The sequence below is a fragment of the Streptomyces sp. NPDC001315 genome, from assembly GCF_042896175.1.
Taxonomy (GTDB): domain Bacteria; phylum Actinomycetota; class Actinomycetes; order Streptomycetales; family Streptomycetaceae; genus Streptomyces.
This window is the reverse complement of record NZ_JBIAWZ010000013.1, coordinates 92202-111730: the sequence shown is the minus strand read 5'-3', so window position 1 is coordinate 111730 and position 19529 is coordinate 92202. Positions and strand designations below refer to the sequence as shown.

Here is a 19529-nt window from a genome sequence, read left to right as displayed (position 1 = left end):
CTGAGTGCCATACTCTGTGGCTGTGCACGGTGGCACGGTGAACCGGGCACATGCGTGCTCGGGGGCCCCGCGCACGCGGCATTCCGGCCTAGCGCAGGGAGTTGACCAGCGTGTACCACCACTCAGGAAGCGCAGTTCAGCAGGGAGCCGGCTCCGCGACGGGCGTGCTCGAACCGGCGGTCGCGGACTCGGAGACGATCCTCTTCCAGCGCTGCACCTGGTGCGCCACCACCATGTACCACCGACTGCTGTGTCCGGCGTGCCAGGGCGGTGACCTGCGGACCGAGCGCAGCGAGGGTATGGGGACGGTCCGCCACACCACGGTGGTGCACCGCAACACCCCCGCCGCGCGCAATGTGTCGCTGATCGAGATGGCCGAGGGGTTCGTCGTCCGGGGCCGGGTCATGGGCCCGCTCATCGGCATCCACAGCGGCGACCGCGTGCGGCTGTCCACGGCCAAGGACCCGGTCCGGGGCGAGCCGGTCTTCCAACTGCTCGACGAGCCCTTCCGGGCTTGGCGCTGACGACCCGTCAGCGCCCGGCGGAATCGACGCCCGGGATCACGTCCCGCGTGCGCACCGGCCGCCCGGTCTCGAAGCACTGGTTGGCGGCGAGACCGACGGCCAGGGCGAGCGCACCGTCCCGTTCGGTGGCCGTGTGCCGGGCCGGCTCGGCGTCGGCCTCTGGTCCGGGGAGTCCGTCGAGCATACGGCTGTCGCCGGCGGCATCCGGTCCGGACAGCCCGTCGAGCGTGCGGCCGGCGCCGGCCTCCGGCCCGAACAGCACGTCGAGCATCCGCCGGTCTCCGCCGCCGTGGGCCTCGTGGTCCACCGCGACCGGGAGGTCGACCGGGGGCTGCCACAACGGACGGAGGGCGAGCCGGACACCACCCCCGTGCAGCGCACCCGTGTGGGACCCGGCCCGGGTCAGCGGCGGCTGCCAGCGACTCTCCTCGACCTCCAGTTCCAGGCGGCCGGCGCTGCCGTTGAACATCACCCGGTAGCCCTCCCACGGGGAGTAGGCCGTGAGGTGGTACGTCATCGTCGCGCCCCGGGCGTAGCGGACCAGGACCGCCATGTCGTCCTCGATGGTGACGGGGCCGCCGAAGACGTTGCGGTCGCGGAGGTAGCCGTCGTCGTGTTCGGCGTCCAGGTAGAGGGCGCGCAGGGCGTCGTCGGCCGCCAGGTCCAGCGCGAAGGGGTCGTCGGCCGCCGCGCCGGCGCCGTGAGCTCGCTCGTAGTCCCGGCGCAGTCCGTGGCGTTCGCCGGCCTCGGGGCCGTAGAAGGCGAGCCGTCCGTAGCCGAAGACCTCGCTCGGCCGGTCGCCGAGCCACCAGTTGACGAGGTCGAAGTGGTGGCTCGACTTGTGCACCATCAGCCCGCCGCTGTTGCGCTTCTCCCGGTGCCAGCGGCGGAAGTAGTCCGCGCCGTGGCGCACGTCGAGGAGCCATTCGAAGTGGATCGACAGGACCTCCCCGATCGCCCCGTCGGCGAGCAGGTCGCGGACCTGCTCGTGGACGGGGTTGAATCGGTAGTTGAAGGCGACGGTCAGTGAGTTGCCGGTCTCCCGGACGGTGTCGAGGATGCGGGCGCAGCGCTCGGCGTCGACGGTCATCGGCTTCTCGGTGACCACCCGGCAGCCTGCTCGGAGGGCGGGGACGATGTAGCGGTCGTGCTCGGCGTCGACGGTGGTGACGATCACCTCGTCGATGCCCTCCTTGGCGAGCATCGCGGTGAACCGCTCCGGCTCCCACTCGGTGGCGGCGGGTTCGCCGGCCGCTGTCAGCAGCCGGTTGTGGAAGGCCATCCGGGTGGGGTTGGGGTCGCACAGGGCGGCGACGCGGTGGTCGGGGCGTTCGGCCAGGGCCTGGGTGAAGGTCCGGGCACGGTGGCCGGTGCCGACGACAGCGGCTCGGAGAAAGCGATTTCGGCTCATGCAGGTGCCCTGTCCCCTCGGACGACGGGTCATTCATCGGTGGCCGATTCCTTGCCCTCACCCAACCGAATCACCCATCACAGACAACTCACAGGTTCCGTTTGCCTTCCTTCGGTGGGCGAGGAGCCCCCGGTACGGACGGGCGGAGACGATCGCGCGCGAGCTGCTCGACGGCTCGGGGCGGCGGGCCCCCTCGGCGGCTCCGGCGCGTGTCCTGACCCGCGCGGTGGGCGCGAACCGGGGTACCGGGTTCCTGCCGGACGGTCGGTGCGGTTCCAGTGGGTCGACGACTCCGGTGAACCCGGCGACGGGCGGTGCTGACCGGCACGGTGCTGGACACGCCGTGGTACGGAGATCCGGAAAGGACCGGCCGCCTCACGCGGCCGGCCCTCGGTCATGGTGTGAGGGTGATCCGGATGCCGACCGTGCCGTCGAGTCCACGGCGCAGGCGACTGCCCAGGAGAGTGAGGCGGCCGAGGAGCCCGTACTTGCGGGCGATGAGCTTGCGGTAGCGGGCCGTCGTCTCGGCGTCGCAGATCTCGGCGGTGGCCGGGATCGGGTCACCGGTCGGGTTGCCGCGCAGGTCGCACGGGCCGACGAGGACGTCGCCGCGGGCCCTGATCCGCTTCACCTTCCAGGAGTCCACGACCGTCCAGGCGCCGAGGGCGTGCTCTGCGTCCTGCACGACCCACACCGGGGTCGGGACGCCGGTGCCGTTCTTGCGGTAGCTGGTGATCAGCAGATACTTGCCCGCGCCGAGCCGGGCCACCGACGATTCGTCCATGCCCGGCAGTCTAGGCGCCTGCCATGCTCACTCCAAGGAGTCCTGGCTAGTGGGCCGGATCGTTCCGGCGCGGGCCGAAGAGGACGTCGCCGTATTGAGAGGACGTCGCCGTGTCGTACGGGGCGCCCCTCCACATGCACATGGCCGGTCCGCCCGTTGGGAGGGTCGCGGGGTCTGCCCCGGGGCAGGCCGGGCGCTTCAGCCGGCCGGGCGGAGAAGTTCGAGGTAGCGCCGAGCGAAGAGGTACGCGTCGCCCGGCCAGCGCGCGGATACGTAGGTGCCGTCCGCCACGATGAAGGCGTGGGTGTCGTCGGCGGAGGTGCCCCGCCTGGTGAGGACGCGTGGGCCCCGCTCGAACTGCGCCGCCGGGTCGGCCAGGGCGGAGCGCACCTCGTCCTCCACGTAGGCCGGGTAGGTCCGGTAGTAGCGGCCGAGGCGCCAGGCAGTGCTCAGGTAGGCGGAGCGTTCCATGTACTTGGGCAGGCAGGTCGTACGCCGGTCCGCCAGGACGCTGCGGCCCGTGGCCGGGTCCTGCGACCGGGCCAGGACCAGCACGCCGTGGCAGATCGCGCCGACCGGCCGCCCCAGCGTCCAGAAGCGCGCGACCTGTCGTTGCAGCTCGGGCGAGCCGAGGTACTGCCGCATGCCGGCCGCGTGGCCGCCCGGCAGGAGCAGCCCGTCGAAGGCCGTCACGTCCAGGTCCGCCCAGGCGGCCGTGGCGGTGAACTCCGGTGCCGCGGTGAGCTGCCGGTAGAACCGCTTGGGTTCGTCCGCCGCGCCGAACTGCCCGAGGATCACCCCGGTCAGCAGGCGCGGGTCCGCCGCGGGTCGGGTGCCGGCCTGTTCGGTGGCGAAGACGACCTCATGTCCCGCGTCGGTGAGCAGCCGCCAGGGCACGGCCACCTCGGTGACGTCGAAGTCACGGTCCGGCAGCGGGATCAGCACGCGCATGCCGCCATGATGACAGCATGCGCGCGTGTCCATGACAGAGGACGGTCGGATGGTCGGACGGTCGGTAGTCAGACGGGCAGCGAGACGGTCAGGCCAGTGCGGCCGCCATCCGCCGTACCGCTTCCGTGATCACCTCGGGTGACGTCCCCAGATTCAGGCGTACGTGGCCGGCGCCGCCCGTCCCGAACGGAATCCCGGAGTTGAGCGCCACCCGGCCGCGGTCCAGGAACACGTCCGCCGGATCGACCCCGAGGCCGAGCGGCCGGCAGTCGAGCCAGGCGAGGAAGGTGGCCTCGCTCGGTCGGTACGTGATCGCCGGCAGATGCTCGGCCAGCAGTTCGGCGAGCAGGCGGCGATTGTCGTCGAGGCCGGCCAGCAGCGCGTCCAGCCAGGCGGTGCCGTCACGCAGGGCGGCGGTGTGGGCGATGACGCCCACGTGGCTCGGGCCGTGGCTCACCTCCTCGGGCAGCCGGGCGAGGTCGGCGGCGGCCGCGGGGCCCGCCACAGCCAGGGCGGCCTTGAGCCCGGCGAGGTTCCATCCCTTGGACGCCGACATCAGGGACAGACCGCGCTGCGCGCCCCGCACACTCAGGTACGGCACGAAGTCCACACCCCCGGCGACCAGCGGGGCGTGGATCTCGTCGGCGACCACGCGCACGCCGTACCGCTCGGCGAGGGCCGCGACGGCGGCGAGCTCGTCGGCGGTGTGCACGGTGCCGGTCGGGTTGTGCGGGCTGCACAGCAGGTAGGCGGCGCGCCGTCCACCGGCTACGACCCGCCGGAAGACCTCCTCCAGCGTGCCGAAGTCGATGCGCAGGTCCGCGCCGAGCGGTGCCTCGCACAGCCGCCGGTCCATGTGCCCGACGAACGGGAAGAACGGTGGATACACGGGCGGATTGACCACGACGGCATCCCCGGGCCCGGTCACCAGCTTCAGCATCTCGACGACGCCCAGCATCACGTCCGGCACGATCGCGGTGCGCTCCACGGCGAGCCCGTCCCAGCCCCACCGCCCGGCGGCGAAGGCGGCCAGTGCCTCGGCGTAGTCGGTTCCCGCGGGGTAGCCGGTGTCCCCCAGCGCCATCGCGTCGGTGACGGCACCCACGACCGGTTCGGCGAGCGGCACGTCCATCTCGGCCACCCACAGCGGCAGCACGTCCTCGGGGTAGGTGCGCCATTTCATGCTCGTACGACATCGGAGGCGGTCGAGGGTGAGTGCGCGCAGGGGATTCGGTTCACCGGGCGTGACGTGCGGGATGCTTGTCATGGGGCACAAGATAGGGGGCTGTGCGGTGAGCCGGAACGAAGCGGTCGAGGTGCGGGCGGAAGGCGCGGGGACGTTTCTCGAGGCGGCCTGTGACGAGTCCGGGTCGGACGGCGAGAATCTCACCGGCGGGAACACCGATGTGTTCGCGCACGCCAGCGTGGGGATTTCCGTGGAATCCGCGGCCGCGTACGTGCAGGAGATACGGGACCGGATTCGCTCACCCGCCGAGGAGTACAAGGCGAACCATCTGCTGCGGGAGAAACACCGGGCGGTGCTGGAATGGCTGCTCGCGCCCGCGGGTCCGATTCACGGTCATGCCCATGTGCACCTCACCGAGAAGGCGTTCTTCGTCGTGGACCGGACCGTCGGCCTGCTGCTGGACGAGGGCAACGGCGAGAGCGAGGGCGCGGGGGACGCGGCCGTCGCCCTGTTCCGGGCGGGGGCGCAGGCCTTCGGGAGCGAGGGATGGCGGGAATTCCTGGAATCGGCCAACCAGTTGCTGCGGGTACGGAACGACAGTGCCCCCGGCGTGCCGGTCGAGGTGTTCTTCCGTACGGTCGGCGCCTTGCGCGATGCTTGTCCGGCCGGGGATTCGGCGCGCGTTCTGGAGCGGCTCGCGCAATCCCGGTCCCGTGCGGAGTGGTATCGGGCGCGGATCCTCGACGGACCGCCGCTGGTTCCCCTACTGAATCCCCTGCTTCCCGCCATCGTCCGAACCGCCGCGTACTGGGCTGCCGAGGGACAGTCCGTCCGTCTCGTGCACGACCGGCAGAACATGCTGACGCCGGAGCGCATCGCCTGGATCGAGGAGACGGCCCGGCGCGACGGCATCGGCCTCATCGGGCTGCGGCTCGTCCACTCACGGCTGGACCCACGGGTGCAGCTCGCCGACTTCCTCGCCGGTATCGCCCGCAGGATCGCCTCCGACGAACTGAACGGTCACGGCGACCCGGTGCTCACCGCGCTGTTGCGGCCGTACGTCGGCGCGACCTCCGTGTGGGGCGACGAGCGGAGCTGGGCGCGGCTCGGTCCGGCCGCCGTGGAGACCGCGGACGCCGTACTCCCGGCGCTGTCGGAACCCTGATCATTCACGCGTCGACGGCCCGCTCACCCTCGTGGCCAGGAGCTGATCAGCCTCGCGGCGAGAACGTGATCCCCCTCGCCGCGACGACGTGATCGCCTTCGCGGCCAGGGCCTGAACAACCTCACGGCGAGGACCTGATCGACCTCGCGGTGAACACGCCCCGCCCGGCGCACGTATGGAAGTCAGGGCGCTCGACGACCGGAGGGCCCCGCGGTGTTGACGCCGCGCGTTCGGGGTTCGGGAGCCATGCATGAGGCACGCACGACGACGGGTCGTCCGGCGAGTGACGAAGGTGGCTGCCGTCGGCGGACTCCTCCTCGGAGGGGTGATGGTGACGCAGGCCGTGGCGAGCGAGACTCCCGCCACGTCCGCCCTCCCGCGCAGCTCCGCGGACTCCGTCGCGGAGACCGGCGCGCAGCTCGTGTCGCGCCTGGGTGCCTCCCGTACGGCGGGCAGCTGGATCGGCGCCGACGGGAAGCCGGTCGTCGCCGTCACCGACGAGGGCACGGCAGCCGAGGTCCGCAAGGCGGGTGCCGACGCCAAGATGGTGGGGCACAGCATGAACGAGCTCAAGTCGGCGACGACGACGCTGCGTTCGGCGCCCCGGGTGGCCGGCACGGCGTGGTCCGTGGACTACCGGACCAACAGGGTCGTGGTGCAGGCCGACCGCACCGTCTCCGCCGCCGACTGGTCCGCGCTGACCCGCGTCGCGGACGGCATCGGCAGTTTCGTCCGCATGGAGCGCACCACCGGCGAGTTCACCACGCGCCTCAACGGCGCCCAGCCGATCCTGTCGACGGGCGGGCGCTGCTCGGCGGGCTTCAACGTGACCAACGGGCAGAGCGACTTCATCCTCACGGCCGGCCACTGCGGGCCCGCCGGTTCCCTCTGGTTCGCGGACAACCAGGCCACCCAGCAGGTGGGCAAGACGGTCAGCGGGTCGTTCCCCGGCGGCGACTTCTCGCTGGTGCAGTACGCGAGCGGCCGGGCGGGCGACGGCGCCGACGTCGTGGCCATCGGCAACGGCAACGGGGTGCGGATCACGGGTGCGGGTGATCCGTCCGTCGGGCAGCGGGTGTTCCGCAGCGGCAGCACGAGCGGACTGCACGACGGGCAGGTGACCGCGCTCAACGCCACGGTCAACTACCCGGAAGGGACCGTCACCGGCCTGATCGAGACGAACGTGTGTGCCGAACCCGGGGACAGCGGCGGGCCGATGTTCTCCGAGGGGATCGCACTCGGAGTGACCTCGGGCGGCAGCGGGGACTGCACGACGGGCGGTACGACGTTCTTCCAGCCGGTGACGAAGGCGCTGTCGACGCTCGGGGTGCAACTGATCGTGTCGGCGCAGACCGCCGGCGGTCAGAGCGCCACGCCCTCGTCATCCCCCACCCCGGCCCCGTCCGCCTCCGCCACGCACAGCGCGATCGCCCCGGGCGCCGCCTCGCCGGGGTCGTCGGCTCCGGTGACAGGCGGCGCGGAGCCCTCGACGCTGCTGTCACGACTGACGGACCCGAAGAACGTCGGCCCCGGCATGCTGGTGATCGCGGGGAGCCTGGTCGCACTGGTCGCCACCCGCTACATCCGCACGGAGCAGGACCGCAAGGCCTATCAGCGCTACTACTCGGCGACGTGGGGCTGAGCGTCGGCCGATGGCCGGCAGGATGATGGCGACCTCGGCGACCGCCCCGCCACGCGAGCGTGCCGGGAGAGGAGACATCGCCTGCGAAGTCGACGATGCCGTAGTCGACGGTGGAGGACAGTGCGAGAAGGGCACCTGTTCGGTCAGGTGTTCCCCGGGGTGGCGCTCCGATTCTCGGCGGACAGCTCCGGAGAGGCGGCGGTCAGGCCGCCCGTACCGACTGCGGGGCCACGGCGGCCCACTCCGAGACGAGCCGCTGGTACTCCTCGCGTTGCTCGCCGCTCAGTGTCCCGCCCGACCGGAGCCACAGGGCCCGGATCTCCTCGTTGACCTCCGCCGCCGATCGCTCGGACACGGGTTCAACAGTGGTGGACATGGTGTGAAGCATACGGCTACCGACGTGAAGGCCATGTGAGTAATCAGGAATGATTCGGGCATTTCGGACCGTGTTACTGATCACGTACATCTGCCGGGACCCAGAACGCGTGAAACGCGCGACCGCGCTGCTCGAGGTGCGGGCGGCGGGTCGTTCCGTACGAATGCACGCGGCAGGGCGGAGTGCGGCTGGAGATCCCGGACTTCGGGGACGCGCCCGAGGCGTGAGCCGCCCGGACGGGCCGGGTGCCGTCAGGTGCCCGGCTTGCGGCCGTACACGAAGACGTCGTCACCCTTCTTCAGCAGCGACCAGTACTTCTTGGCGTCGGTCTTGGTCATGTTGACGCAGCCGTGCGAGCCGGGCGGGTTCCACATGCTGACGCCGACCGAGTGGAAGGCCTGGCCCCCGTCGAAGAACTGGCTGTAGGGCATCGGCACGTTGTAGAGGGTGGAGACGTGGTCGATGTCACGCCAGTAGATCTTCTTCAGTCCGGTGCGGGTCTCGTAGCCGTTGCGGCCGGTGCGGACCGGGACGGGGCCGTAGACGAGCTTGCTGCCGTCCTGGACCCAGCTGAGCTGGAGCGTGAGGTTGACGCAGGCGATGCGGCCCTTGTTGGTGGGGCACTTGCCGTCCTTGTTGGGCTTCTTGCCGACGGCCTTCTGCTTGTTCATGAGGTCCATCACGCCCCAGGTGACGGACCCGGCGTAGCCGATGTTCGGCGTGATGCCGTGTTTGGTCTGAAAGGCCTGGATGGCCTTGCAGTCGGCGGACGACTGCTTGCCGTCGACCGGCCGGCCGAGGAACTTCTCCACCTGCTTCTGGTACGGCCCGGTCTTTGTCGTACAGCTCGCGGCCTGGGCCGGTGCGGCGGTGAGCGCGAGTGTGAGCGGGGCCACCAGTCCGGTGATCCCGAGTGCGACGGCGCTCCGTCTGCGTATGTCCCCCATGGCGGACCTTCTCCCCTGCGTGTTCCGTGATTCCTGCCTGCTAGACCGGTGTGCGGGGGTGTGGGTTGTAGGGCTGTTCGAGCTGTGACGAAACGGTGAACTTCGGCATGTTCGTCATGGGGCCGGGTGGTAGTGCCGTGACGATCAGCCGGGCGGATCTCGTGCGGAACGAGATCCGCCGCCACCGAAGCGGGACTGACCTCACCGATAGCCGGTCACGTCCGCCGGCTTCCCCCGGTCCTGCACCTCCACGAGGTAGCGCCAGGCGTCCGGGCGGCTGCCGTCGAGGTCGGTGAAGCCGTACTCCCGGGCGAGGCCGCCGCTGGAGAGGGAGCGGCCGTTCCAGCGGGCCACGTCGGGATCGGCGGCGAGGGCGGCGACGGCGCGGCCCACGTAGCGCGGTGTCTCGGAGATCGCGAAGTGGGGGGCGCGGTCGAGGGCGTCGCGCCAGTTGTCCTCCCGCACGCCGTAGTTGTCGAGCATCATCTCGGAGCGCAGCCAGCCGGGGGTGAGCGCGACAGCGGTGGCGCCGCGGGGTCCGAGTTCGCGGCCGAGGGCGAAGGCCATGCGCAGGACGGACGCCTTGGCGAGGTCGTAGAAGAAGTTGACGCGGTAGGTGTCGCGGTTGTACTCGGCGGTTCCGTCCGTCATCTCGACCACCAGCCCGCCGGGCCCGCGCAGCAGCAGGGGCAGGGCGTGATGGCTGGTGATCGCGTGTGTCTCGACGGCGAGACGGAGCAGCCTGAGCCCGTTGTCGAGGTCGTGCTCCCAGACCGGGGTCTCCCACTCGAAGAGTTTCTCGCCGCCCCAGATGTCGTTGACGAGGACGTCTAGGCGGCCCTGCTCGTCCGCGACGCGGTCCACGAGGGTGCGGACCTGCGCCGGGTCGAGGTGGTCGGTGGGTACGGCGATGCCGTGGCCGCCGGCCGCGGTGACCAGGTCGGCGGTGTCCTCGAGGGTTTCGGGGCGGTCGTACTCGGAGCGCCGGGCGCGGGTGCTGCGTCCGGTCACGTAGACCGTGGCGCCCGCCGCGCCGAGTTCCACCGCGATCCCGCGTCCCGCTCCGCGCGTGGCCCCGGCGACCAGGGCGACCTTGCCTTCCAGCGGTCCGGACATGTCCGACCTCCCGTGCTCGTACGACCGGTGTCGGGTACGAGCGTGGCGGGTAAGCCGGACATCTCCTGTCGCCTTTTACGGGTTTTACGGGCGGTCACCCGGCCGGGCGCGCACCAGGCGGGCACTGACCCGGGTCAGTGCCCGCGGGCGATCCACTCCTCCAGGTGCGGGGCCTCGCTGCCGATGGTCGTCGGGTCGCCGTGGCCGGTGAGGACCTTCGTCTCCGGGGGGAGGGTGAGGAGGCGGTCGCGGATGGAGCCGATGATCGTCGGGAAGTGGGAGTAGGAGCGGCCGGTCGCGCCGGGGCCGCCCTTGAAGAGGGTGTCGCCGGTGAAGACCGTGGCCAGGCCGGGGTCGTAGAGGCAGACCGCGCCGAGCGCGTGGCCGGGGGTGTGCAGGACCGTCAGGTCGGCACCCGCGGCCTCGATCACCTGGCCGTCGGCCAGATGGGCGTCCGGCTCGCGGTCGGGGTGGGTCAGCTTCCACAGCGGCAGGTCGTCGGGGTGCAGCCAGATCGTCGCGCCGGTCAGGTCCGCGAGGGCGGGCGCGGCGTCGATGTGGTCGTTGTGGGCGTGAGTGCAGATGATCGCCTTGAGGCGGCGGTCGCCGACGGCCTCGGCGATCGCCTCGGCGTCGTGGGCGGCGTCGATGACGACGACCTCGTGCTCGTCGCCGACGATCCACACGTTGTTGTCGACGTCCCAGGTGCCGCCGTCGAGTGTGAACTGCCCGGAGGTGACGAGTCGTTCGATGCGGGCGGTCATCACAGCACCACCACCGAGCGCAGGACGTCGCCCTGGTGCATGCGCTCGAACGCCTTCTCCACCTCGTCGAGCTGGATGGTCTCGGTCACGAACGCCTCCAGGTTCAGGCGGCCTTGCAGGTGCAGGTCGATCAGCATGGGGAAGTCCCTGCTGGGCAGGCAGTCGCCGTACCAGGAGGACTTGAGCGCACCGCCGCGACCGAAGACGTCCAGCAGCGGCAGTTCCAGCTTCATCTCCGGGGTCGGTACGCCGACCAGGACGACCGTGCCGGCCAGGTCGCGGGCATAGAAGGCCTGCTTGTACGTCTCCGGGCGGCCGACCGCCTCGATGACGACGTCGGCGCCGAAGCCGCCGGTCAGCTCGCGGATCGCCTCGACCGGGTCGGCGTCCTTGGAGTTGACCGTGTGGGTGGCGCCCATCGAGCGGGCGGTCTCCAGCTTGCGGTCGTCGATGTCCACGGCGATGATCTTCGCCGCGCCGGCCAGACGGGACCCGGCGACGGCCGCGTCGCCGACCCCGCCGCAGCCGATGACGGCGACGGTGTCGCCGCGGCCGACGTTGCCCGTGTTGATCGCGGCGCCGATGCCGGCCATCACGCCGCAGCCGAGCAGTCCGGCCACTGCCGGGGAGACCGCCGGGTCGACCTTGGTGCACTGACCGGCTGCGACCAGGGTCTTGTCGGCGAACGCGCCGATGCCCAGGGCCGGGGAGAGCTCCTGGCCGGTCGAGGCGAGGGTCATCTTCTGCTTCGCGTTGTGCGTGTCGAAGCAGTACCAGGGGCGGCCTCGCAGGCAGGCCCGGCAACGGCCGCACACCGCACGCCAGTTGAGGATCACGAAGTCGCCGGGCTCGACGTCGGTGACGCCCTCGCCGACCGACTCCACGACGCCGGCCGCCTCATGGCCGAGCAAGAAGGGGAACTCGTCGTTGATAGCGCCTTGCTTGTAGTGCAGGTCGGTATGACAGACGCCGCAGGCCTGGACGCGTACGACGGCTTCTCCGGGTCCCGGATCGGGCACGACGATCGTCTCGATCCGCACCGGCTCGTCCTTGCCCGGTGCGATCACGCCGCGTACTTCCTGCGCCATGGTGCTCAGCCCTTCCGTCGTCGGATGTCCGTCCCTCTCCGACCCTACGCGCGACTGATCAGCGAGCGCACGGTCGGGCGACCGTCGCGCCGCCCTCCGACCATCTCTTCCGGATACCCCCGGGGGTACCTCTGCTACGGTGGTGAACATACCCCAGGGGGTAATTGGTCAGCGTGTTTCACGAGGAGAGGAGTGCTGCCGTGTACTTCGTCGACACCATCGACGTGCCGGGACTCGGCAACCGCGGCTACCTGGCGGGCGGAGCGCACAGCGCCGTGGTGGTCGATCCGCCGAGGGACGTCGACCGGGTGATCGCGGCCGCGGCACAGCGGGGCGTGCGGGTGACCCACGTCGTCGAGACCCACGTCCACAACGACTACGTGACCGGGGGGCTCGAGCTGGCGCGGCTGACCGGTGCCGCGTACCTCGTGCCCGCCGGCGCGGGGGTCGCGTACGCGCACACGCCGGTCGCGGACGGGGACGCCGTGGAGGTCGCGGGCGGTCTGACGCTGCGCGCACTCGCCACGCCGGGACACACCCCGCACCACACGTCGTACGTCCTCGAGGACGCCGGACAGGCAGTGGCCGTCTTCACCGGCGGTTCCCTGCTGATCGGCACGGTGGGCCGCCCCGACCTGGTCGAGCCCCGGCTGACCGCGCGGCTGGCGCGGGCCCAGTACGACTCCGCGCACCGGCTGGCCGACGCCCTGCCGGACGACACCGCGGTCCTGCCCACGCACGGCTTCGGCAGCTTCTGCTCCGCCACGCAGGCCGCGGGCGGGGCGACGACCACCATCGGCCAGGAGCGCGGTGCCAACGAGGCACTCGTCAAGGACGTCGACACCTTCGTCGCCGACCTGCTCGCGGGGCTGGACGACGTGCCCGCGTACTACGCGCACATGGGTCCCGTGAACGCGCGGGGCCCCGCTCCCGTGGACCTGACCCCGCCGCTCCCCGCCGACGCGGACGAGATCGCGGCGCGGCTGGCCGCCGGGGAGTGGGTGGTCGACCTGCGCAACCGGGTCGCGTTCGCCGAGGGGCACGTCGCCGGGTCGCTGAACTTCGCGGCCGAGGGACAGCTCGCCACGTATCTGGCCTGGCTGCTGCCCTGGGGCAGGCCGGTCACCCTGCTCGCCGAGTCGGCCGAGCAGCTCGCCGCCGCTCAGCGCGAACTCGTCCGGGTCGGCATCGACCGGCCGGCCGCGGCGGCGACCGGCTCCCCCACGGCGTGGGTGCGCACGGGTGAGCGCCCGCGCTCCTTCCCGCGCGCCGACTTCGCGGAGCTCACGGCGCACGGGAACGACTCGGTCGTGATCCTCGACGTGCGCCGCGACTCCGAACGCCGGGACGGGCACATCAGGGGATCACTGCACATTCCGCTCCATCGGCTCCGTGACCGGCTCGCGGAGATACCGGACGGCACGGTGTGGGTGCACTGCGCCGGCGGCATGCGGGCCGCGATCGCGGCCTCGCTCCTCGACGCGGCGGGACGCGACGTCGTCGCCGTCGACGACAGCTTCGACGCGGCTCGCGCGGCCGGGCTCCCGATGGCCCGGATCACCCCGGCCGAGGCCCAGGAGCGGGCAGCCGCGGGTGCCGCCGTACTCCTCGATGTCCGGGAACAGGACGAATGGGCGTCCGGACACGCTCCCGGTGCCGTCCACATCCCGCTGTCCGCGCTGACCACGGGCAGCGACCTGCCCCCGGCCGCCCACGGCCGCCCCCTCGTCGTGCTCTGCCGCTCCGGCAGGCGCTCCCGCGAGGCGACGACCCTGCTCACGGCTCGCGGAGCCGACGCGGTGGACGTCATCGGCGGCATGGTGGCGTGGGCCGGGGCGGGGCTGCCGGTGGTGGGTGGCGGGACCGACGGCAGCCGGCCGACCCCGTGACCGCACTCGTCCTCGCCCTTGTCGCCGGTGCCGTCACCGGCATCTCGCTGGGTGCGCTGGGTGGCGGTGGCAGCATGCTGGCCGTACCGGCGCTGATCTACCTGCTCGGTTTCACCCCGGCGGCGGCCACCACCGCGAGCCTCGTCGTCGTCACCGTCACCTCCGCCACGGCGCTGGCCGCGCACGCTCGGGCGGGCGCCGTGCACTGGCGGGGCGGCGCGATCTTCGCGGCGGCGGGGCTCGTCCCCGCCGCGCTCGGCGGAGCGCTCTCCGCACGTCTGCCGTCCGCCTTGCTCACGGGGGCGTTCGCCGTGATCGCCGGCGTCGCGGCGCTGCGGATGCTGCGCCCCTCGGCCTTCGAACAGGACGGCATACCGGTACGCCCGGTGCGGGTCGCCGGAGCCGGGGCCGGGCTCGGCGCCGTGACCGGGGTGCTGGGCGTGGGCGGCGGCTTCCTCGCCGTACCCGCCCTGGTGAACGTGGTCGGCCTGCGCATGCGGGCCGCCGTCGGCACGAGCCTGCTGGTCATCACCGTCAACTCGCTCGCCGCGCTCGCGGCCCGCACGGGATCGGCGGTGACCGTCGACTGGACCCACGTCGCACCGTTCGCCGCGGCCGCGGTGCTCGGCGCCTGGGACGGCAGACGGTTCGCGGACCGGATCTCCTCGGATCTGCTCCGCCGGCTCTTCGCCTGGGCTCTCCTGCTGGTGGCCGCGCTGATGCTGGCCGACGCACTGGTGTGAGCCACGCCCCGGCCGAGGACGGCTCTACGCCAACGACAGGAAGAGCTTCTCCAGCCGCGCCTTCATCTGCTCCGTCGTCTCCGCCGCGCCCTCGCCGTTCCCGGAGTCGGCCAGGCACTGCTGGAGTCCGGTCGCGATGATCGCGAAACCGGCCCGGTCGAGGGCGCGGGAGGCCGCGGCGAGCTGGGTGACGACGTCCTCGCAGTCGCGTCCCTCCTCGATCATCTTGATCACTCCGGAGATCTGCCCCTGCGCCCGGCGCAGCCGGTTCAGCACCGACTTGAGCTCATCGCCCTCGAACTGCAGCTCCACGACCACTCCTCTACATACCCGTGGGGGTATTCTACCCTCCCCCTCGGATTTCCCAGCTCCGCTCACTTCACTCAGGAAGGATCCCACTGTGCCCACTCCCCCCGCCCTCGGCGCCGACGAGGCCCGCACCCGCCTGCCCCAGTTGACCGTCATCGACGTCCGTACTCCGGGCGAGTTCGCCGCCGGGCATCTGCCCGGCGCCCTCAACGTCCCCCTGGACCGGATCGGGCGCGCCGTTCCCACGCTCCGCGAGGTCCGCGGCGAGTTGCTCGTGGTCTGCGCCTCCGGGGCGCGTTCGGAGAACGCTTGCCGCGTCCTCGCCGAGCACGGGGTACGGGCCCTGACCCTGACCGGCGGCACGCAGGGCTGGGCGGAGGGCGGTCACGAACTGCACCGCCCGGCGCAGGGCACCCGCACCACCTGGTCCATGGAGCGGCAGGTCCGCCTCACCGCGGGCGGCCTGGTGCTGGCCGGTCTGGGCCTCGGACTCCTGCATCCCGCCTGGCAGTTGGTCTCCGCGGGCATCGCGGGAGGCCTGGTCTTCTCGGCGCTCACCAACACCTGCGGCATGGCCGCGCTGCTGGCCAAGCTGCCGCACAACCGGCCGCGTCCGGCCGACCTCGACGCGACCCTGGCCGCGTTGGCGCGGCAGTAGCCGGCGCGGCAGTAGTCGGCGCGGGGCCCCGATCAGGGTCGGGGCCCCGACAGCGGCCGGCCCGGCGGCGGTCACGTCCGCACCGGCACCTCGCCCGGGCTGGAGCGTTCAGCAGGGGAGGAACCGAGGTTATCGGCGCGCCCTCGTGTCGGCCGACCCGCTCTGCGCGGAACTCGCGGCCACGCGGTGCCTGGCGACCACCGACAACTGACCGCGCGCGCAGGGCGCCCCGGTCGGGGCGGTGTCGCTCCGCCCACCCGCCAGGTGGAGCGCTCCGGCAGCGCTTGCCGAGCCCGCCGGGGCGGAGGAGGCTCGAAGGTGAGGTCCTTCGTGGCCCGTTCTCCCTCGGGCCGCGGCCCTCGAAGGAGGTCACCATGGGCACCGCCGCGGCAGGCTCCGCCTTCGACACCGACACCCTGCGCCAGGGCATAGAAGGAACCACGCCGACGACACTTCTGTCGCTCTACGCGGACGACGCCGAGATACGCGTCATCGACCGCAACAGCCAGCCCAGCCACCCCAAGGTCCTGCACGGCCGTGACGAGATAGGCGCGATGCTCAACGACGTCTACAGCCGCGACATGACCCACAAGCTGGAGAACTGCGTGGTCCAGGGGGACCGGGCGGCCTACAGCGAGTCCTGTCAGTACCCCGACGGGGTTCGCGTCCTCGCCGAGTCGATGATCACGCTGCGCGACGGCAAGATCAGCGAACAGATCATGATCCAGGCATGGGACGAGTAGGAAGGAGATCGGCGAGGGTCCAGGTCACCGCCCGGCTGACCTGGACCTTCTCGGCCCGGGCGGGGCTGGGGACGGATCGGTCCGCCCGGTCTCGGCAGCCACGACCGGTTTCCGCGGCAGGTCTGCGAGTGTCCGCTTCTCTGCTTCGCTCAGTACTGCGAGCAGCGCGTGCTCGCCCGCGTCCTCCGACGCGACGTGCCCTTCGAACACGGCGTCACCGGTGTCGGTGACACGTCTCCCAGGACAACTGCGGCCGCGGTCACAGCCCAAGGGACGAGCGAGGCGCCGGCGCGTATCGCCGGCGCCTCGGCTGTCACCCACCGCTCACTGGCCGCCACTCTGCTCGATGTGCAGATGGATCGGACCGCGAAGAACGGGGCTGCGCCGGTACGGCGGCGGGTCGGCGACCAGCCTGGGCCCGTCGAGGCGGCGTACCAGCTCGGTCAGCGCGATCTGGGTTTCCAGCCGGGCCATCGGGCCGCCGAAGCACAGGTGGATGCCACTGCCGAACCCGAGGTGCTGGTTGTCGCGCCGATCAGGGTCGAAGTGGTCGGGCTCGTGGAAGCGGTTCGGATCGCGGCTGCCCGAGGCCAGCATGAGCATGATCTGCGAGCCCTTGGGGATGACGGTGTCGGCGACGGTGATGTCGCTGTACGCCGCCCGCCAGGGAATGATGTGTACGGGGGGCTCGTAGCGCAGCAGTTCCTCGACCAGCGGCACGACCAGGTCCGGTTCGTCGCGCAGTCGCTGCAGTACTTCCGGGTGGCGCAGCAGCGTCAGCATCCCGTTGGTGATGAGGTTGACGGTGGTCTCGTGGCCGGCGATCAGCAGCAGGTTGGCGGTGCTGACGATTTCTTCGTCGGTCATCCGCCCGTCGGGCCCGTCATCGTTGGCCAGCCGTGACAACAGGTCCTCACCCGGCCGGCCGTGGCGCTGTTCCAGCAGCCCGCCGAGGTACTGGCGCAGGTCCTTGGTGGCCTGCACGCCGTTGTCCAGCTTTTCCTTCGGGTCGGTCCTGGGGTTGTAGTCGATCGAGTCGATGATGGCGTTCACCCACAGGCGGAACCTCGGTTCGTCCTCGCGTGGCACGCCGAGCAGATGGCAGATCACGGTGACGGGGAACGGGTAGGCGAAGTCGTCGACGATGTCGATCTGCTCTTTTCCCGCGAAGCCGTCGATCAGTCTGCTGACGATGGCGGTGAGGTCGGGTTCCAGACCGGTCACCAGCCCCGGGGTGTGCGGGGGGCCGAAGTGGCGCATCGCCATGCGCCGCAAGCGGTCGTGCTCGGGCGGGTCGAGGTTGATGAACGCCGGCGTGGCACGTGCCTCCATCGCGGGCATCGGACGCGACAGATTGCGGACGTCGGAGCTCAGATGCGGGTTGTGCAGTATGTCGGTGAGCTCGCGATAGGTGCTGATGACGTAGCTGCCGTCCTCCTGCCGGGCCACCGGCGTCTTGCGCAACTCGGCGTACAGCGGGTACGGGTCGGCCCGGGAGGAATAATCGAGGATCCGCTGCAGCGTGTCGGGCGTCTCGGTCGTCGTCATCTCGCTCTCCCTCCTACCGGTGCTGCTGCACGGACGTGACGCGCCGCTCACCCGGGTCATGGCCGGTGACGACCACAGTGGCTCCCTGGGCGAGCAGGGTGGGGCCGGGGAAGTCGACGGGCACCGGTTTCACGTCGGCCGGCTGGTCGGGCGTGGGGCTGGGCGGCGGGAAGGGCGCGGCCGTCTCGATCAGTTGCCGGTAGTGGTCCAGCCACTTCGCGTTGTTGAAGCTGACCGCCGCGGTGACGCGGCCCCGGTAGCCGTACGCGGCGACGAACCGGTGGTCCGGCACCGAGCCCTGGGAGACGACCACCTCGTCGGCGAAGGTCGGCACGCCGACGGTCTTGATGTTGACGCCGAACTGGATCGACCAGAACACCGGGATGGACAGGTGGGGCCAGCGATCCGCCTGTCCGCTGACCATGTTGTGCGCCGCGACCTCTGCCTGCTCCACGGCGTTGGCCCAGTGCTCCAGCGAGATGAGCCGGTACTCGTAGATCGGGTTCGGGCAGCGTGCCACGTCTCCGGCGACGAAGACGTCGTCGGTGATGAGGCCGTTGAGGTCGAGGGCGCGGCAGCCTGTGTCGCAGGCGATCCCCCACATACCTGCCGCCAGTCCGGAGCCCCGCAGCCACTCGGTGTTGCGAATGCCCCCGAGTGCCACCACCGCCACGTCGGCGTCGATCGTGCTGCCGTCGTCGAAGTGAGCGCGGCGGAGCCGCCCCTGCGCGTCGCCCTCCAGCCGGGTGACCTTGACACCGCAACGCAGGTCGACGCCGTGAGCGCGCTGCAGGTCCGCCGCGACGTCACCGATCAGGGCGCCGAGCGCCCCGACCAGCGGGGCCGGCGCGAGTTCGGCGACGGTCACCGGGATGTCCCGTTCGCGGCAGATGGAGGCGATCTCGGAGCCGGTGAATCCCGCACCGATGACCAGGACCCGCGAGGGCCCGGCGGCGAGGGCTTGCTGCAGGCTCTCGGCGTGCTCGCGCGTGCGCACGACGAACACTCCGTCCAGGGCCGCCTCGCTCTCGACGAACCAAGGCCGGGCCCGTACCCCGGTAGAGATCAACACCCGGTCGAAGGGAACCTCGCGTCCGTCGGCGAGACGCACATGGTTGGTCGCCAGGTCCAGCCCGCTGGCGGGCACGCCCAGCAACCACTCCGCATCGATGTCACGACGTCGCGGCAGCGTGGTGTCCCCGGCCGACACCCACCCGGTCAGGACCTGCTTGGACAGGGGAGGCCGGTCGTAGGGCTCGCCCAACTCGTCACCGATCATGGTCAACGACCCGGTGAAGCCCTCGTTGCGCAGCGCTTCCGCGGCCCGCAGTCCCGCCAGTGACGCCCCGACGACCACGATGCGGCCGTCACGTTTGAACGCTCGCAAGGTGTCAGCGGTGCTCATGACGGCGACGCCTCCACCGGTGCGTCCCGTCCCTCCAGTTGGTCGACCAGAATCGCCTGGACCGGGCAGGCCGCCGCGGCGCGCAGTACCCGGTCGCGCGAGGTGTCGTCGGGCTTCGGGTCATACATCAGCGCCTCCTCGCCGTGCATCCGGAACGCGTCCGGAGCCAGGAACGCGCACTGCGCATACCCTTCACACCGGGAAAGATCAACGACAATTCTCATCCCGACCTCCACGCCAGGGACTGCACGACTGCGGGCCCTCAAGCCGGTGCCCGTCC

20 protein-coding genes are annotated in these 19529 nt (G+C 71.4%); 7 read left to right on the top strand and 13 right to left on the bottom strand.

Features of this window, described 5'->3' with window-relative positions; translation table 11 throughout:
* Positions 1–110: 110 nt before the first annotated feature.
* Positions 111–524, top strand: a complete 414-nt coding sequence (locus tag ACFY16_RS29475; protein ID WP_390650216.1) for a Zn-ribbon domain-containing OB-fold protein — start codon at positions 111–113, stop codon at positions 522–524.
* A 7-nt stretch (positions 525–531) separates the two neighbouring features.
* Here ACFY16_RS29475 and ACFY16_RS29470 read toward each other — a convergent pair whose 3' ends face one another.
* The 4 genes from ACFY16_RS29470 to ACFY16_RS29455 all read right to left on the bottom strand — a co-directional run bounded on the left by ACFY16_RS29470 (position 532) and on the right by ACFY16_RS29455 (position 4937).
* On the bottom strand, positions 532–1935 hold the full coding sequence (locus ACFY16_RS29470) for a Gfo/Idh/MocA family protein (RefSeq protein ID WP_390650215.1): 1404 nt from the start codon (positions 1933–1935) through the stop codon (positions 532–534).
* Between the two features lie 394 nt (positions 1936–2329).
* On the bottom strand, positions 2330–2719 hold the full coding sequence (locus ACFY16_RS29465; RefSeq protein ID WP_390650214.1) for a PPOX class F420-dependent oxidoreductase: 390 nt from the start codon (positions 2717–2719) through the stop codon (positions 2330–2332).
* 198 nt (positions 2720–2917) lie between these two features.
* Positions 2918–3670 (bottom strand): type 1 glutamine amidotransferase domain-containing protein, encoded by a 753-nt coding sequence (locus ACFY16_RS29460; RefSeq protein ID WP_390650213.1) that lies wholly within the window; start codon positions 3668–3670, stop codon positions 2918–2920.
* Between the two features lie 88 nt (positions 3671–3758).
* Positions 3759–4937, bottom strand: coding sequence for an aminotransferase class I/II-fold pyridoxal phosphate-dependent enzyme (locus ACFY16_RS29455; RefSeq protein ID WP_390650212.1), 1179 nt, complete (start codon positions 4935–4937; stop codon positions 3759–3761).
* 25 nt (positions 4938–4962) lie between these two features.
* On the opposite strand from ACFY16_RS29455, the gene ACFY16_RS29450 reads away from it, so the two are divergent.
* Positions 4963–6021 (top strand): DUF3800 domain-containing protein, encoded by a 1059-nt coding sequence (locus tag ACFY16_RS29450; protein WP_390650211.1) that lies wholly within the window; start codon positions 4963–4965, stop codon positions 6019–6021.
* A 250-nt stretch (positions 6022–6271) separates the two neighbouring features.
* Positions 6272–7663 carry a S1 family peptidase gene (locus tag ACFY16_RS29445; RefSeq protein WP_390650210.1) on the top strand — a complete coding sequence of 464 codons (1392 nt, stop codon included), beginning with the start codon at positions 6272–6274 and terminating at the stop codon, positions 7661–7663.
* Positions 7664–7865: 202 nt separating this feature from the next.
* On the opposite strand, the gene ACFY16_RS29440 is transcribed toward ACFY16_RS29445, so the two are convergent.
* The 5 genes from ACFY16_RS29440 to ACFY16_RS29420 all read right to left on the bottom strand — a co-directional run bounded on the left by ACFY16_RS29440 (position 7866) and on the right by ACFY16_RS29420 (position 11954).
* Complete coding sequence (locus tag ACFY16_RS29440) at positions 7866–8051, bottom strand: hypothetical protein (protein WP_390650209.1); 186 nt, start codon at positions 8049–8051, stop codon at positions 7866–7868.
* A gap of 239 nt (positions 8052–8290) precedes the next feature.
* Positions 8291–8986 carry a L,D-transpeptidase family protein gene (locus ACFY16_RS29435; protein ID WP_390650208.1) on the bottom strand — a complete coding sequence of 232 codons (696 nt, stop codon included), beginning with the start codon at positions 8984–8986 and terminating at the stop codon, positions 8291–8293.
* Between the two features lie 201 nt (positions 8987–9187).
* Positions 9188–10102, bottom strand: a complete 915-nt coding sequence (locus ACFY16_RS29430) for an SDR family oxidoreductase (RefSeq protein WP_390650207.1) — start codon at positions 10100–10102, stop codon at positions 9188–9190.
* Between the two features lie 134 nt (positions 10103–10236).
* The gene (locus tag ACFY16_RS29425; protein ID WP_390650206.1) at positions 10237–10866 is read right to left on the bottom strand and encodes an MBL fold metallo-hydrolase; all 630 of its coding nucleotides are present in this window, start codon (positions 10864–10866) and stop codon (positions 10237–10239) included.
* Complete coding sequence (locus ACFY16_RS29420; RefSeq protein WP_390650205.1) at positions 10866–11954, bottom strand: S-(hydroxymethyl)mycothiol dehydrogenase; 1089 nt, start codon at positions 11952–11954, stop codon at positions 10866–10868. Before ACFY16_RS29420 ends, ACFY16_RS29425 begins: the two co-directional genes overlap by 1 nt.
* A gap of 200 nt (positions 11955–12154) precedes the next feature.
* On the opposite strand from ACFY16_RS29420, the gene ACFY16_RS29415 reads away from it, so the two are divergent.
* Complete coding sequence (locus tag ACFY16_RS29415; protein ID WP_390650204.1) at positions 12155–13843, top strand: rhodanese-like domain-containing protein; 1689 nt, start codon at positions 12155–12157, stop codon at positions 13841–13843.
* The gene (locus tag ACFY16_RS29410; RefSeq protein ID WP_390650203.1) at positions 13840–14586 is read left to right on the top strand and encodes a sulfite exporter TauE/SafE family protein; all 747 of its coding nucleotides are present in this window, start codon (positions 13840–13842) and stop codon (positions 14584–14586) included. The genes ACFY16_RS29415 and ACFY16_RS29410 overlap by 4 nt, the downstream gene beginning before the upstream one ends.
* A 24-nt stretch (positions 14587–14610) precedes the next feature.
* On the opposite strand, the gene ACFY16_RS29405 is transcribed toward ACFY16_RS29410, so the two are convergent.
* Complete coding sequence (locus tag ACFY16_RS29405) at positions 14611–14898, bottom strand: metal-sensitive transcriptional regulator (protein WP_390650202.1); 288 nt, start codon at positions 14896–14898, stop codon at positions 14611–14613.
* An 88-nt stretch (positions 14899–14986) separates the two neighbouring features.
* Here ACFY16_RS29405 and ACFY16_RS29400 point away from each other — a divergent pair, with 88 nt between their 5' ends.
* Positions 14987–15553 (top strand): rhodanese-like domain-containing protein, encoded by a 567-nt coding sequence (locus ACFY16_RS29400; protein WP_390650201.1) that lies wholly within the window; start codon positions 14987–14989, stop codon positions 15551–15553.
* Positions 15554–15927: 374 nt separating this feature from the next.
* Positions 15928–16296, top strand: coding sequence for a nuclear transport factor 2 family protein (locus ACFY16_RS29395; protein ID WP_390650200.1), 369 nt, complete (start codon positions 15928–15930; stop codon positions 16294–16296).
* Positions 16297–16620: 324 nt separating this feature from the next.
* Here the strand turns inward: ACFY16_RS29395 and ACFY16_RS29390 are convergent, their stop codons facing one another.
* The 3 genes from ACFY16_RS29390 to ACFY16_RS29380 are packed head-to-tail and all read right to left on the bottom strand — an operon-like array spanning position 16621 to position 19473.
* Positions 16621–17844 (bottom strand): cytochrome P450, encoded by a 1224-nt coding sequence (locus ACFY16_RS29390; RefSeq protein WP_390650199.1) that lies wholly within the window; start codon positions 17842–17844, stop codon positions 16621–16623.
* A gap of 13 nt (positions 17845–17857) precedes the next feature.
* Positions 17858–19249 carry an NAD(P)/FAD-dependent oxidoreductase gene (locus tag ACFY16_RS29385; RefSeq protein WP_390650198.1) on the bottom strand — a complete coding sequence of 464 codons (1392 nt, stop codon included), beginning with the start codon at positions 19247–19249 and terminating at the stop codon, positions 17858–17860.
* Complete coding sequence (locus ACFY16_RS29380; protein WP_390650197.1) at positions 19246–19473, bottom strand: ferredoxin; 228 nt, start codon at positions 19471–19473, stop codon at positions 19246–19248. Before ACFY16_RS29380 ends, ACFY16_RS29385 begins: the two co-directional genes overlap by 4 nt.
* Positions 19474–19529 lie beyond the last annotated feature (56 nt).